Annotated in this window: 14 protein-coding genes and 3 tRNA genes; 7 read left to right on the forward strand and 10 right to left on the reverse strand. The window is 44.0% G+C overall.

The genetic code is table 11. The features are described from left to right. Positions 1-22 precede the first annotated feature (22 nt). The 3 genes from QZV24_RS03260 to QZV24_RS03270 all read left to right on the forward strand — a co-directional run bounded on the left by QZV24_RS03260 (position 23) and on the right by QZV24_RS03270 (position 3,927). Positions 23-688, forward strand: coding sequence for a hypothetical protein (locus QZV24_RS03260; RefSeq protein ID WP_363137831.1), 666 nt, complete (start codon positions 23-25; stop codon positions 686-688). Positions 689-721: 33 nt separating this feature from the next. After that, positions 722-1,723, forward strand: a complete 1,002-nt coding sequence (locus QZV24_RS03265; RefSeq protein WP_294520075.1) for a GGGtGRT protein — start codon at positions 722-724, stop codon at positions 1,721-1,723. 182 nt (positions 1,724-1,905) lie between these two features. Then, complete coding sequence (locus tag QZV24_RS03270) at positions 1,906-3,927, forward strand: methyl-accepting chemotaxis protein (protein ID WP_294520078.1); 2,022 nt, start codon at positions 1,906-1,908, stop codon at positions 3,925-3,927. A 55-nt stretch (positions 3,928-3,982) separates the two neighbouring features. Here the strand turns inward: QZV24_RS03270 and QZV24_RS03275 are convergent. The 4 genes from QZV24_RS03275 to QZV24_RS03290 form a co-directional block, all read right to left on the reverse strand. Next, positions 3,983-4,057 (reverse strand) — tRNA-Glu (locus tag QZV24_RS03275). Between the two features lie 209 nt (positions 4,058-4,266). After that, positions 4,267-5,736 (reverse strand): glutamate--tRNA ligase, encoded by a 1,470-nt coding sequence (gene gltX / locus QZV24_RS03280; protein ID WP_294520081.1) that lies wholly within the window; start codon positions 5,734-5,736, stop codon positions 4,267-4,269. A gap of 237 nt (positions 5,737-5,973) precedes the next feature. After that, positions 5,974-6,062 (reverse strand) — tRNA-Ser (locus tag QZV24_RS03285). Between the two features lie 209 nt (positions 6,063-6,271). After that, positions 6,272-6,481, reverse strand: a complete 210-nt coding sequence (locus tag QZV24_RS03290; RefSeq protein WP_294520083.1) for a hypothetical protein — start codon at positions 6,479-6,481, stop codon at positions 6,272-6,274. 165 nt (positions 6,482-6,646) lie between these two features. Here QZV24_RS03290 and QZV24_RS03295 point away from each other — a divergent pair, with 165 nt between their 5' ends. Both QZV24_RS03295 and QZV24_RS03300 read left to right on the forward strand, forming a co-directional pair. Then, the gene (locus QZV24_RS03295; protein ID WP_294520086.1) at positions 6,647-6,835 is read left to right on the forward strand and encodes a hypothetical protein; all 189 of its coding nucleotides are present in this window, start codon (positions 6,647-6,649) and stop codon (positions 6,833-6,835) included. Positions 6,836-6,912: 77 nt separating this feature from the next. After that, positions 6,913-7,500 carry a uridine kinase gene (locus tag QZV24_RS03300; RefSeq protein ID WP_294520089.1) on the forward strand — a complete coding sequence of 196 codons (588 nt, stop codon included), beginning with the start codon at positions 6,913-6,915 and terminating at the stop codon, positions 7,498-7,500. A gap of 46 nt (positions 7,501-7,546) precedes the next feature. Here the strand turns inward: QZV24_RS03300 and QZV24_RS03305 are convergent, their stop codons facing one another. Beyond that, a complete protein-coding gene (locus QZV24_RS03305; RefSeq protein WP_294520092.1) occupies positions 7,547-8,371 on the reverse strand; it encodes a hypothetical protein in 825 nt (274 codons plus the stop codon). A gap of 211 nt (positions 8,372-8,582) precedes the next feature. Here QZV24_RS03305 and QZV24_RS03310 point away from each other — a divergent pair. Next, positions 8,583-8,658 (forward strand) — tRNA-Ala (locus QZV24_RS03310). Between the two features lie 143 nt (positions 8,659-8,801). Here QZV24_RS03310 and QZV24_RS03315 read toward each other — a convergent pair. From QZV24_RS03315 to QZV24_RS03335, 5 genes are all read right to left on the reverse strand, one after another. After that, a complete protein-coding gene (locus QZV24_RS03315; RefSeq protein ID WP_294520095.1) occupies positions 8,802-9,263 on the reverse strand; it encodes an Hsp20/alpha crystallin family protein in 462 nt (153 codons plus the stop codon). Between the two features lie 250 nt (positions 9,264-9,513). Continuing rightward, on the reverse strand, positions 9,514-10,314 hold the full coding sequence (scpB, locus tag QZV24_RS03320; RefSeq protein WP_290656984.1) for a methylmalonyl-CoA decarboxylase: 801 nt from the start codon (positions 10,312-10,314) through the stop codon (positions 9,514-9,516). A gap of 39 nt (positions 10,315-10,353) precedes the next feature. Further along, on the reverse strand, positions 10,354-11,175 hold the full coding sequence (gene budA / locus QZV24_RS03325; RefSeq protein ID WP_294520098.1) for an acetolactate decarboxylase: 822 nt from the start codon (positions 11,173-11,175) through the stop codon (positions 10,354-10,356). Positions 11,176-11,572: 397 nt separating this feature from the next. Continuing rightward, on the reverse strand, positions 11,573-12,352 hold the full coding sequence (locus tag QZV24_RS03330) for an enoyl-CoA hydratase/isomerase family protein (RefSeq protein WP_294520101.1): 780 nt from the start codon (positions 12,350-12,352) through the stop codon (positions 11,573-11,575). Positions 12,353-12,473: 121 nt separating this feature from the next. Continuing rightward, positions 12,474-12,923: a hypothetical protein gene (locus tag QZV24_RS03335; RefSeq protein ID WP_294520104.1), complete on the reverse strand. Its 450-nt coding sequence runs from the start codon at positions 12,921-12,923 to the stop codon at positions 12,474-12,476. A gap of 283 nt (positions 12,924-13,206) precedes the next feature. Between QZV24_RS03335 and QZV24_RS03340 the strand changes: the two genes are divergently transcribed. Beyond that, a complete protein-coding gene (locus tag QZV24_RS03340) occupies positions 13,207-14,553 on the forward strand; it encodes a TolC family protein (RefSeq protein WP_294520107.1) in 1,347 nt (448 codons plus the stop codon). Positions 14,554-14,557: the final 4 nt, after the last annotated feature.

The raw sequence follows: 14,557 nt of genomic DNA on the forward strand, positions 1-14,557 counted from the left end.
TTATGATAAGCATGTTGAAGATATGACATGCATTGCAAAAGAAGTAAACCATGGTCCAGCTCCAATTCCAGAAGAGGGCAAATGGGTACAGTCCAAGGAAATTAAGGACATTAGCGGTCTTACTCACGGTATCGGCTGGTGTGCACCTCAGCAGGGCGGCTGCAAGCTTACCCTGAATGTTAAGGACGGTATTATTGAAGAGGCTTTGGTAGAGACTATCGGTTGCTCCGGTATGACTCACTCTGCTGCTATGGCTTCTGAAATCCTCCCAGGCAAGACTATCCTGGAGGCTTTGAACACTGACTTGGTTTGCGATGCTATCAACACTGCAATGCGCGAGCTCTTCCTGCAGATTGTATATGGCCGTACTCAGACTGCATTCTCTGATGATGGTCTGCCAATTGGCGCAGGTCTGGATGACCTGGGCAAGGGCCTCCGCAGCCAGGTAGGTACTCTGTACTCCACCAAGCTGAAGGGTCCTCGTTACCTCGAATTAGCCGAAGGTTATGTTACTAAGATGGCTGTTGACAAAGAAGACCGTGTTATCGGTTATGAAGTTGTTCATCTTGGCAAGGCTATGGAAGCTATTGCTGCTGGCGTTGATGCCAACGAAGCAATCAAGAAGAACACCTCCACCAAGGGCCGTTATGCAGATGCTGCCCGTTACATCGATCCTCGTAAGGAATAATTTGAGATAACGACAGGAAGGACTGAAAAAGAAATGGCATTATTTGAAGGCTATGAGCGCCGCATTGACGGTATAAATGAGGTTTGCAAGAAATATGGTATTGCTTCCATTGAAGCTGCCGCTGATATTTGTAAGGAAAAGGGCTTTGACCCAGCTGCTATCGTTTCTGATTTGCAGCCAATCTGCTTCGAGAATGCAAAGTGGGCCTACACTCTTGGTGCAGCTATTGCTATCAAGAAGGGTGTAAAGACTGCAGCAGATGCTGCCAGGGCTATCGGCGAAGGTATTCAGGCATTCTGCGTACCTGGTTCTGTAGCTGACCACCGTAAGGTTGGTCTTGGCCATGGTAATCTGGCTGCTATGCTCCTCACTGAGGATGCTGAGTGCTTCGCATTCCTGGCTGGTCATGAGTCCTTTGCGGCTGCTGAGGGTGCTATTGGTATCGCTCAGACTGCAAATAAGGTTCGTAAAAATCCTCTCCGGGTAATCCTCAATGGTCTTGGTAAGGACGCTGCTCAGATTATTTCCCGTATCAACGGCTTTACCTATGTTCAGACTCAATATGATTACAAGGCTGGTAAGGTTAATGTTGTAAAAGAGGTTTCCTACTCTGATGGTCCTCGCTCCAAGGTTAAGTGCTATGGTGCTGACTCTGTTCCAGAGGGCGTTGCCATCATGCATTTGGAGAAGGTTGATATCTCCATTACTGGTAACTCAACTAATCCTACCCGCTTCCAGCATCCAGTAGCTGGTACCTACAAGAAGGAGTGCATTGAGCTTGGCAAGAAGTACTTCTCCGTTGCTTCCGGTGGTGGTACTGGTCGTACTCTGCATCCAGATAATATGGCAGCAGGTCCTGCTTCCTATGGTATGACCGATACTCTCGGCCGTATGCATTCTGATGCACAGTTTGCTGGTTCTTCTTCCGTACCTGCCCATGTAGATATGATGGGGCTTATCGGTGCCGGCAACAACCCAATGGTTGGTATGTCCGTAGCAGTTGCTGTAGCAGTTGCTGAGGCAATGAACAAATAATAGATAAATTAGTTCAGTAAAAACGGGCTGTATGATGATAATTCATCTTACAGCCCATTTTTTATTGCAGATATTCCCACATAGTAACAAATAAATTTAATAGTGGTTTTACAAAGCAGGAAAAATCACGAGTATGGAGAATAATCTAATAAAAATATAAAAAGGTGAGAGGTGATTTTGGGATGTACAACGAAAACGATGATGGTTATTCGAAACTGGTATCAACCAGGGATTCCTTTCGAACCAGACTGATTGGCATAATGCTGCTGCTGGTGTTTGTTCCTATGGTATTGTCCACTGTTATAAGCTATGTATCTTCCACCGATAAGGCTGAGGAAGATGCCCAGGAGCGTCTGCAGTGGCAGGCAAGCTATATGGAAGATCTTTTCGCCAAGGTCATCGAAAAAAATGTGTCTGCCTTGAAAGTATTGGCCACTACACCTTCAACTATAGTATATTTAAAAGACCCAAGCGGAAATGCTGCCTTGGGTAATGATGTGTTTGCTCAGATGAAAGGCATTGATGCCTACATGGATGACGGTAATGGTACGACCCTCACCGGAACAGATGGCAATCAGCTATTGAGAACCGTCGGCAAATGTGTAAATATTTCTGACCGAGAGTATTACAAGCAGGCCATGAAAGGAACCCCGATTTATGTATCGGATGTAATGGTATCCAAGGCCACAGGCATACGCCAGATATGCATGATAGTTCCGGTTTTTGATGAAACAGGCAAGGTAATTGGCAGTGTTCAGCGAAATTACGACATGGAGGATTTCCACGACCTGTTGGCTGGGGCCTTTGAGGATGCATTTATATTGGACAGAACCGGATTTGTTGCCGCTCATTCCCAGTATGTTATTGGCAAGGATCACGAAGAGGAAGACAGATCAAAATCTGTGCCTATGACCAGCGGAAAGGATAAGGGATTCTACATTACAGACACAGGCAAGGGATATTCCGCCCATATTGCCTATGTTAAAGAGCCATATTCTGCTTTCAGGGTTGTTGTAGCAACAGATTCGACAAAAATCTTGGGTGCAGCTAAAAAATCAGCGATTATAGTTGTAATTGTTGCCCTTATAATGGTGGGCATAGCGGCCTTTTTTGCCGTGCTCACAGCCAGAGGATTCTATAAGCCGGTCAAGAATATAACCAATGCCCTTAAAGAAATGTCAGAAGGCAAGTTTGTGGAAATAGTTGATGACCGTGACAGAAAAGATGAATTTGGTGTAATGGTCAATTCAGCCAATTCCCTGGTCAAAAAGCTTACCCAGATTGTGGGAAATATTAAAAATGGAGCCAAAAGTGTGGCAAACTCCTCCGATAATTTGTCAGGGACATTGGATCAGATTTCCCGGACTACGGATGATGTTACCAAGGCTATTCAGGAGGTTGCTACCGGTGCGACCCAGCAAGCCAATGAAATTCAGACCGCTTCAGAGAATGTGGTGACTATAAGCGAAGCGGTTATGTCAGTACAGTCAAGTGCTGAACGGCTTGAGTCATTATCAAATACCATGAAAGAAGCATCAACGGCCTCGACCAAGTCTTTGGAGAACCTTCAGAAATCAGCAGAGGATATGACCATCAAGATTACTGATATATCCGAAGCTATACAGGAAACCCAAAACGCAGTCAGCAATATTCATGAAAAGGTTGATGGCATCAATAGCATTGCCAGCCAGACCACGCTGTTGTCGCTTAATGCCAGCATAGAAGCAGCCAGAGCCGGTGAGGCTGGACGAGGCTTCTCTGTTGTTGCGGAGGAAATTGGTAAACTGGCCGGCGAGTCCAAATCCTTGGCTGATGAAATTAAGCAGGAGATGGATATATTGATCAGCAGAGCTGGTGGCGCAGTAGCAGCTGCTAATGAAGTTAAGACGGCAAATACTGAGCAGCAGACATCTCTTGGCGAAACAATACAGTCCATAAACGGCATGATTGGTGATATAAACGAGACCGTAAACGGCGTATATGAAATTTCTGATGGGGCAAAGCAATGTGAGACTTCCAAGGATAAGGTATCGAATGTGATAACATCACTCAGCGCTATTTCAGAAGAAAATGCAGCCAGCGCGGAAGAAACCAGTGCCTCTATGCATGAACTGTCGGCTACAGTTTTGAGCCTTGCCGAATCAGCTGGTGGATTAAGACAGGTAGCGGAGAAGCTTTCCAAAGACATGGAATTTTTCAAGTAATCTGGAATCGAAAATACAAAAAAGCTCAGGACAAAGTCCTGAGCTGAATTTTTTATGGTGACGCGTAGGGGATTCGAACCCCTGAAGCCGCCGTGAGAGGGCGGAGTCTTAACCACTTGACCAACGCGCCGTTGACAACAAATATGATACCTCATTTTGAGGTAGGTTGTCAAATATTTTTTTTAGATTTTTAAAAATTATAACGCCATTGTTCAAATTTTTCTTCTTTAGAAGAAAAATCTTCCAATTAGCGTTTCCCTAAAGGACTAGCTTCGCGTCGCAACGAGCTGGTGTTTTCCCCCACCTAAAGAGGTGGGGGAAATCTTAAAGCTCGTTATATTATCCTTGAATCTTGCTAAGACCGAAGTTCAGTCGTTTCAATGATTCATCTCTTCCCAAAAGGTAGAGCAGCTCGGTAACACCGCCTGGAGTTACCTTTTGTCCAGACAGGGCAATTCTTACAGGCCACATAAATGTACCCATCTTGATTCCGCTGTCGGCAATGGCCGGTTGGAGCTTGTCGTCAATACCCTCAGGGGTCCATTCAGCAACTGTGTTTAGAATATCAATTGCCTGTGGGATGATTTCCGCTGCCTTTTCCGGAGTGACCTTGTTCCGCTTGTTATTGAACAGATCGATATCATATTCCGGCAATTCCTTGAAGAACCCAATCTGTTCCGGGATTTCATTATAACGGTTTACCCGGGTACGAAGAAGTGCAGCCAGATATTCCCATTTATCATGCAGGGATTCAGCAATAATTCCGCCAAAGGCACTGGAGTGTTTAGCAAACTCTGAGTCACTCATTGCCTTGAAATATTCCCCATTTACCCAATCCAGCTTGTTATAGTCGAACACAGCTGGGGATTTGCTGAGGCCTTCCAGAGAGAACTTATTGATAAGCTCTTCCATGGTAAAAATTTCTTGTTCGGATTTTGGACTCCAACCTAATAGCGCCACATAGTTGGTGATGGCTTCCGGCAGGTAACCCATATCAACCAGCTGGCTAAAGCCGGTAGCACCATGGCGTTTGGAGAGCTTGGAAACGGATCCATCCTCATTTTTCCCCATTACAGGCGGCAGATGGATGAATACAGGTGGCTCCCAGCCAAGATACTGATATAGGAGTACATGCTTTGGTGTGGAAGTGATGAATTCTGTCCCGCGGAAAATATGACTGATATCCATAAGATGGTCGTCAATAACATTGGCAAAATTGTAGGTTGGCATACCATCCCGTTTCAGGATGACCTGATCCTCCAAAGTGTCACAGGCGATAGTTATATTGCCGTGTACCACATCATGGAAGGTAACTTCCCCTGTCAGTGGCATTTTCTGGCGGATAACATAAGGACGGCCTTCCGCCAGATATTGGTCAATAACAGACTGATCCAAATCCCGGCAGGCCCGATTATAACCGCCAAAGCTTTTTGCATCACCGGCTTCCTGGGCTGCATGCTGTTCTTCACTGCAATCGTTACAGAAGCAGCGATAGGCATGTCCTTTTTCAATAAGCTCTTCTGCATATTTTTTATAAATGTCCAGACGCTGACTCTGAATATATGGACCACAGTTACCACCTATATCAGGGCCTTCATTGGGAATGATATTGGCGGCTTTCAGGGTGTTTTGAATAAATTCTACTGCATCAGCCACATAGCGCTTCTGGTCAGTATCCTCTATACGGAGCAGAAAATCACCATTATTGGCTTTGGCAAACAGATACCCATAAAGAGCGGTGCGCAAATTACCAATATGCATATAGCCGGTAGGGCTAGGTGCAAAACGGGTACGAACACGACTTATCAAAGTTATTCCTCCTAAAAAGAGATTGCTGCAGGGGCAATCTCTTGGCAATACTTAATGGCACGGGCAAAGACCAATCCAACGGCCTTTGTCGAGTGATTATCACTAAGCTCCAGCTGCGTTTATAGCTTGCTGTCACTAAGTGTTAATGGCACGGGAAAAGACCAATCCAACGGTCTTTTTCGAGTGATTATCACTAAGCTCCAGCTGCGCTTATAGCTTGCTGTCACTAAGTGTTAATGGCAGAGAGGGTGGGATTCGAACCCACGGTGGCTATTAACCACACTTGATTTCGAGTCAAGCACCTTCGACCACTCGGACACCTCTCCATAGATATGCACGGATTTTCTATCCGCGTAACAGTAGTATTATAACGCAATCGTTAAAATTTTTCCATATAATATAAAAAATATTCTGCTCAGCATTTTTTAGGCTAGCTTCGCATCGCAACGAGAGATAGTTTATTTACCTGTTTTAGGGGGGTACTGCCTGCATATAAAAAAGAACCGGGAACGGTTCTTTTAGCTGGTGGTAATTATCAAATATTTCGCAATTCACTTTGTAGGTCATGGATATCCTGTTCCAAAAGCTGCATTTTGTCAATTATGTTTCTCAGGTCGGCTTCCATATCAATAAAGTTGGTTATAAGCCACCCCCATAATCCTTCAAGCTTCTCACTGGTAACATATGGGGCAGTATCATAGTATCCATTGATTTTTGATTGTTTACTGGCTGACATACTGGACATAATACCCCACCTTTCATAAAAAGTCCCTCTAGCCATTATATCGTAAGCCGGCAGGGTAATTTTAAATAATTCTATGGGATTGAAGTACCAATTAAGTGTAGAACTTCCTGGTTAACTACGGTATAATAATACTATAAGTTATTTTTTTTTAGGCAGGATAGTATTTTGAAAAATAAAGATTATGAAATATTGGCCATGAAAATTCACCGAAGTCTGCTGGAAGTGCAGGATATGAATGGTGCGCTGCGGCAGATTGACCGTATGCTGGATAATATAAGCAGAAAAATTGGAATCGTGGATGAAGTAACATGGCATGAACTGGAACGAAGACGAAAAATCAATGATAAAGGTTAAAATGTAATGGTTGCATTTTAACCTTTATTTTGTGCTGCATTAACAGAGACGATGAACTTATAAGAGGTTTTTTGATTATGGACCGGTATGATGTATTGCGGGATATTACCGTTCTGGCAGGCAAATTAAACAATTTTGCCGGACGGTTACTGGTAGCTATTGACGGGCGTTGTGGGGCTGGAAAGACCACCTTGGCCAGTTTTTTGCAAAATAAAATAGAGGCAACGGTATTTCATATGGATGATTTCTTTTTGCGGCCGGAGCAGCGCACCGCCGAACGGTTGAATACACCAGGCGGTAATGTGGATCGGGAGCGGCTTGAATCAGAGGTCTTGATACCGTTGCGGGCAGGGGAAAAAAACTTCTCCTATCAGCGCTTTGACTGTAAAACTCAGTCCTTGCAGGAACCGGTTCTTATTGAACCAAAGTCGGTCTGCATTGTTGAGGGATCCTATAGTTGTCATCCGGCCTTGCAGAAATACTATGATTATCGCATTTTTATGACAGTGTCTCCTAAGGAACAAATGGAGCGGATTATTCAGCGAAATGGGCCGACAGCGGCCCGCATGTTTAAAACACGCTGGATACCACTGGAAGAACAGTATTTTGCCAAGTGTGATGTTGAGGGAAAATGTACCTGTTCGATAGATACCAGTACAAAATAAATGTACAGAAGCCGGTGGAACACCGGCTTCTGTTTTTAGTGTAAAATTACCATTTCGGCGGGAAGAATTGTTCCTTTAGATGATTTTCTGCCGACAAAATCCGCCAACCTTTATCTGGGGTTAATATCATTTGGGCCATACCATCAAATACCTGTACTACATTGGTTTCATTCGTCGAATCCTTTGCTGTTAGCGTATATTCCAAGGCAAGTTCGTTGAAGCTGTCGGCAACAGGGACGATATTGCTGACATCACTGCTTACAGTGGTAGTGAAGCCACTGCAAAATGTAGAAAAATCGCCAAAGGAAGGCTTATAGGTGTCATCCAGCATGTTCCAGGCCGCCCGCAGTTCCCTATTGGTGATACATTCGTGATAGCTTCTTAGCACTGCAGCTGCTGACTGATATGAATTCAGCTCAGTTCGCTCCAACAGTTCGCCGGTGCCACTGTCTATCAGCCAGTTGCCGTCTATTTTTTTCAGCACAGTTGTGCATTCAAAGGTCTGTTCAACTATGTGATGATTAGCCAGCATATCCCGTGATTTTACAATATATGTTAATGTTGCCCTGTGGTCTGTTTGCTCACTCATACGATAATTTTCGGGCTTACTGGTCAAAGTGGTGGAATATCCCTTTTTGAAATCGTCGTAACTCTGAAAGAAGTTTTTATAATCCTCTGTCAGCACATCATGGGCCAACCCATAATCACCATCCACAATTTTATGATGGAAGTAATTTATGGTTTGGACCGGAGTCATTCCAGTGGGGAAGGTATAACCTTTGGGAACTCCGCCGTTGGGATTGGCAGACACTAATACCGTGCCGGTCAAAACAAACATTACCAACATTGCCAGATGAAGAATTTTTTTCATTGTGGATGCCTCCCCCCGATTAACCCAAATTATATTTTATTACCTGTAATATACTATATTGGTGGGGAAAATCCTTTGCTGTTCATATAGGATGATGGCACTATTTTTCAGGATATTTCTCAGAAAAAACAATAGATTTAAAAATAGGGTTGTGTAAATTCTTTTCTTGATGTATAATCTAACACGGTTGATAAAAAGACTTGAAACTCATGGGGGCGTAGCTCAGCTGGGAGAGCACATGCCTGGCAGGCATGGGGTCAGGGGTTCAAGCCCCCTCGTCTCCACCATATGAAAAATAACCTCGAAACCTTTAGAGATAAAGGCTTCGGGGTTTTGTTTTTTCATATTTCTTTTAGTCGTTATATGCAAAAAGGCCGGCAGAGCAATCTGCCGACCTTTTGAATTACGGTGCGCCTATGACGCTTGCTTATTATGCGGAGTGAATAGGTATCTGCTTTGGTGTATCAACCCGTTCAGCAGCCTTAGGTAAGGTAACAGTAAGAATACCATCCTTAAAATCCGCCTGACAGTTATTTTCATCCACATTGTCAATGTAGAAGGAGCGACTCATGCTACCACTGTAACGCTCCCGACGAATGTAGCAGCCATCCTCATCTTTTTCTTCCTGAGATTTTTCCTGCTGGGTGGAGATGGTAAGATAGTTGTCCTTATAGGAAAGGTTTATATCGTCCTTGGATACACCTGGAAGCTCGGCTTTCAGCTCATAGCTGTTGCCGGTATCCTTCACATCAACATTAAAGGCTTTTCCGCTAAAACCAGCATCATTAAAGAAGCTGGAAATTGGACGATTCATCCAGTTGAACAGGCGATCGAAACCGTCTTCCCGTGCTGCTAAATCATTTCTCATATCAAATGGAATAATGCCAAACATAATAACGATCCCCTTTCATTGTATATTTTGTTGTTTGGTGAGGCGCGTTGCTGAACATCTCTGTTCCGGAACTCTTTCCCTTGCCTCAATTATTATTATAGTCAGAATAGTCAAAAAGTCAATAAGTCAAAACAACAATTTTTATATTTTTTTTAAAATTAAAAAAGTACCCTCTTTACTGGTCTGCCCAATAATGAGGGTACTTTTCCCAAAAGTCACCGTATTTACCGTAAATACCGATATAGGAACTTCAGTCTAAATCCGAAGCTTTGCCTTTATAGTTTGGTGCCCGTTTTTCCAGGAAGGAATTGATGCCCTCCTTGTAATCATCACCGCCATATACTTTTTGACGATACGCATTGATGCGTTCAAAGCTCTCGGCACTGATAACCGTGGATGCCCGGGAAAGAATGCGGAATTGGCGTTTAATTGCACTGACTGACAGAATACTGTTCCGGCGAAGCGGTGCCAAAAAATGCTCCTCCAACAGCTTTTCCAGAGCTTCGTTATCCTCTGCTACATGATTTATGAGCCCTACATTCAAAGCATCTTCTGCCTCTATTGGGGTGCCCAGAAAAAACATTTCTCTTGCTTTATTGATGCCTAGCTGATTGATGAAGTGGAGCAGGCCGGAAGCGTTATAAGGAATGCCAATTTTGGCCGGAGTAATGGCAAAGGTGGCATTCTTGGAGCTGACAATCATATCGCAGGACAGGCACAGGTCACAGGCACCACCCCAAACCGTACCATCTACACAGGCAATAACCGGTATAGGCACATCCTGTACCTCCCGTAATAGCTCCTCCATAGGGACATTAAACGCTAATGGGTCGCTGCCATCCAACGGCAGCTCACGAATATCATGACCGGCACTCCAAACCTGACGGTTCACCTCAGCCCGCAGAACAATTCCTACACATTCCTGTGCATAGGCTTCCTTTATGGCTGTAATGAGATCAAGGCACATTTCCTCGCTGAGACAATTAAAATGTTTGCCGTTTTGCATTTTTATATAAGCAATTCTGTCTTTTATTTCAGTATTGACTAACATACATTGTAGGCCTCCTGTAGTTTTCTAAATAAATTTGGTTTATTGGGCGTTGTTCATAGCACTTTGGGTGTCTTGTTCAGCACTGCGAATGTCGGCGGACATATCCTTGGCCAGATTTATTTCATGGAAATGCTTGTCTTTATGCAATGTCATTGAAAATTTATCGGTTTTGTCCAACTGGATTTCACCATCCTTGATAGCAAGCTCCAGAATGTGGCCACCGTGTTTACGGTCATCAGAAATAAAGTGGAAATGCCACCCGACAGAGTTCAGCTCACCCATGTAATTAGGACAGTACAATCCCACCAGTGTACCCTTTATATTCTTATGAGTGAATTCGGTTTGCTTGCCTTTGAGGGCTTCTACCAGGGTCGGATAAGGCTTGCTGCTGCCATATTCACTGCGGAACAGAATGGAAGGGAATTTAGTGTGCAGCTTCACCATATAAAAGCTGTTCTCACCCTGCTCCTTCACGGCCTGGTTTAAGATTTTTTCCAAGGAGGCCTTATCTGCAATGTTGGACAGCTTGATAGAAATATCATTGTCAAAATAAGTGACATTGGCAAAAGGAATGATTTCCGTATCAGGGGCTACAACAACTCTGCCATCACCCAACGCCTGATAAACTGTGCCATCCAGTACAATCATTTCCCCGTTCAGCCCTTCAAAGGTGCCGATACCGGTGTCACCCATAGCACGCAGGTCCTTGACAGTGACCGTACCGCCGAAATACCCCTGAGCCAAAGATTGCAGCAGGGCTACCTGGGCAAGATTTTCCCTGTCAGCAGTTGCCGCATATCCGGTGCTGCCAATCAGCAAGCCAGCCAGAATTGATGCAATTAGTTTTTTGGATATTAACATTTTTAATACTCCTCCTATAAACTGTAGAAAATATTAAATCCGCAAGATAAGCCCAATGACCATCTTCATTCGATGGCAATATCAATGGCTAAGTTTTATTATCTGTATATTATCATTCAGAATTATGGTTGTAAATATTATATTCCCTAAACATTATTTGATGACATTATATTTTGGAAATTATATAATTTACGCATAAAGTAGTTATAAGGGAAAGTGGAAAGTCAGGAAGAATTGTCAGAAATCACTCGGTGGGAAAATAAGCACAGATACTTAAAAGCCGCTGCTTTGGCTGTGCTGGGAGCAATATTGTATTTTTTGTATTCAATGCAGAGTGGATAAGAGCTGAAAAGGCACCTTAAAAGTAAGGTGCCTCGTTTATTAAGCTTAGTATATTTTATTTTCCGTTAAATATTGGTGAGCGCTTTTCCGCAAAGGCTTTTATACCCTCCTGAAAATCTTCTGTCCCCAGCAACATAGCCATGGCCATGGATTCATAGGTCAAAGTATCCTCCAGGGATGCACCATAATTATTGATTTCCTTTTTCATCATAGCCAGTGCCAATGGGGCTGCTCCCGCGATTTTTCTGGCCACAGCCAAGGTTTTTTCCCGTAATGCGTCTGCTGGGAATACATCATTTACCAGTCCAAGAGTATGGGCTTCCTCGGCTTCTAGCGGCCTTGCAGTAAACATCAATTCTTTGGCCTTGGCCAACCCCACGGTTTTGGCCAGAAAATAATATCCACCACAGTCGGGGGCCAGGCCTATGTTGGCAAAGCTCTGGATGAATTTTACTCCTTGGGCGGCGTAACAAAGGTCGCAGGCAATGGCAATGTTAAAGCCGGCTCCGGCGGCTACGCCATTTACCATGGCAATAACCGGCTTGGACATACAGTGAATGAGCTTGACTATCATACCGGCCTGGGCAACAAATTGCCGTCGTTCCTCCGTGGTGTTTAGCTTATCCAGAGAGGCTAAATCTCCGCCGGCACAAAAGCCCCGTCCAGCTCCGGTCAGGATGACAACCCGTACCTCCGGGTCGTGCTCTGCCTGATGTAATTTTTCTATCCAGCCATTGATAAGATCCAGACTCATAGAATTTAAGCTCTTGGGTCTATTAAGTGTCAAAATGGCAATCCGGTCTTCCTTTTCGTACTTAATAACTTCTTCGGCCACAATATCACACTCCCAATATTATGATTATTAAATGTATTTTCTGATGAAATTATACAATAAAATATCAAGCACAAAAATAGGGTTGGCAGATTGATTTTTAGCAATATGCCAACCCTGTTTCTTATTTACCGGCTAATTCGGCCAAATCAATTTTTATGATATTGCCAATGGATGCATTCCCCTGCGAATCCTTGGTTATGAACATCAACGCATAGTACGGTTTTGCATTTGGCACAACCACTTTTGCTTGACAAAGTATGCAATATTTTGTGTTGTCTGCCGATTGACCAAGGAAAGCCATTGGCTTATAACCTACCCCGACAAGACCCTTGGTAGCTATTTTATAGGCATCCAGTACCGGTTGGGGAATTTCTGATGAGTACTCTGTACTCCAGTCAGTACCCATCGATGTTTTTGCCTCACCGGAAGCGGTTGGTGGCGTAGCTTCATCAGCTACTGCCGTTGGTTTAGTCTCGGTGGTAACATCCTTTGGTGGTGTCGCAGCAAAAGCTACACTGCTTAAAATAATAAGCGCACAAGCGGAAAGCATAGTTATAAATTTTTTCATCATACATTACCTCCTAGTAATTGTTGTTATAGGCCTATCATTGTTTACATTTTAAATTAGCAATATGGAAAAAAGATGATTAAGTGTAACAAAATTATAAAGTGATGATGTACAATTTCGTCTTTGGGAACAGTGGTTAAAAAAATATCTCTTTGGAAGGAATTTTTGTTTATAGTGGCGAATATGCGAAATATATAACGATTTTGGTCGGTTAATTGGGCGGTATGGTGGTTATTTTGTTGCCATAGCTACGGATATTATCCTTATACAAAGGAGGAGATAGAATATGAAATTACGCCGCAAAAAAGTCGGGGCAGTCGTAATGGCACTTATGTTGTCCATGGTCGGAAGTGTTGCTTCAGCTGAAAAATTGGATATAACGCTGGACGAGGGGATTCGTCTGGCCTTGGAACGCAATTATTCAATTGAAGCGAGTGCCAGCGATTTGGACAGTGCTTATTGGGGGTTAAGAGAAGCACGGCGAAATGCCGGCCCCAAAGCAAGCTGGTCCAGCAGTGCTTATAAAGTAGGCGGCAAAGCCTATGAAGGATGGCCACATGATGGCTTGTACGCGAATCAGTTCTCCCTGTCCATGCCAGTTTATTCCGGCGGGATGGTAGAAAACAATATCAAAGCAGCTGAAATGGGGCTTTCCGGGGCCGAACTGGAGCTGGAGCGGACCAAGCAAAATATTCGTAACACGGTATCAACGGATTACTACAATATACTGAAGTGTCGCAGTGAAGTGGAAGTATATCAGGAATCCGTCAACAATTTGAAAGCGCATTTGGACAATGTAGATGCCAAATTTCGGGCTGGTGTAGTGGCACAAAAGGATGTGCTTAGCTCGGAGGTTTCTCTGGCACAGGGTAAACAACAGCTGGTAACCGCCGTCAATGATTTGCATGTGGCGGTGGCAACCTTTAACAAGGATGTGGGCTTGCCAATGGAAACAGAAACTGTACCACGGGAACAGTTGGCCTATGAACAGTACACCGCCACCTTGCCTGAATGTGATGACTATGCCAGACTGCATCGGCCGGATCTGTTTCAAAAGCAATTTAACCTGCACCAGAAAAAGGCCGAAATGGATGTGGCAAAGTCTGGTATGCGGCCGAAGGTAGATGCGGCAGTTAGTCGGAATATAGGTGGCAGTTCGCCTTTTAAGAATGACAATATCACATCGGATAGCTGGAGCGCCGGTCTATCACTAAAATGGAATGTTTTTGACAGTGGAGTGACTACAGCTCAGGTGAATAGGAAGAAATCAGCGGTGCACCGTGCTGAGGCGGAATTGAAGGATAAGGTGAACAGTGTAAAGCTGGAGGTACATACTGCTTATTTAAATATGCGGGCTGCCGAGGAAAATATCGGCACAATGCAGGAAGCTTTGACTAAAGCTCAGGAGGATTACCGCATTGAAATGGTTCGTTATGAAGCTGGCGTTGGGACAAACCTTGAAGTTATGGATGCGCAGGATAAATTGGTATCGGCCAAAGGTAAATATATTTCAGCACTGTATAAATATAATACCAGCAAGGCCAGCCTGGATACTGCTATGGGAGTGCCAGTGGATTTGGATATAACTCCTTATCGTCAATTTGTTGACAGCAACGGGAAAAAGGGGGAATAACCGG

It is taken from the genome of uncultured Anaerovibrio sp. (assembly GCA_902786545.1).
Taxonomy (GTDB): Bacteria; Bacillota; Negativicutes; order Selenomonadales; family Selenomonadaceae; genus Anaerovibrio.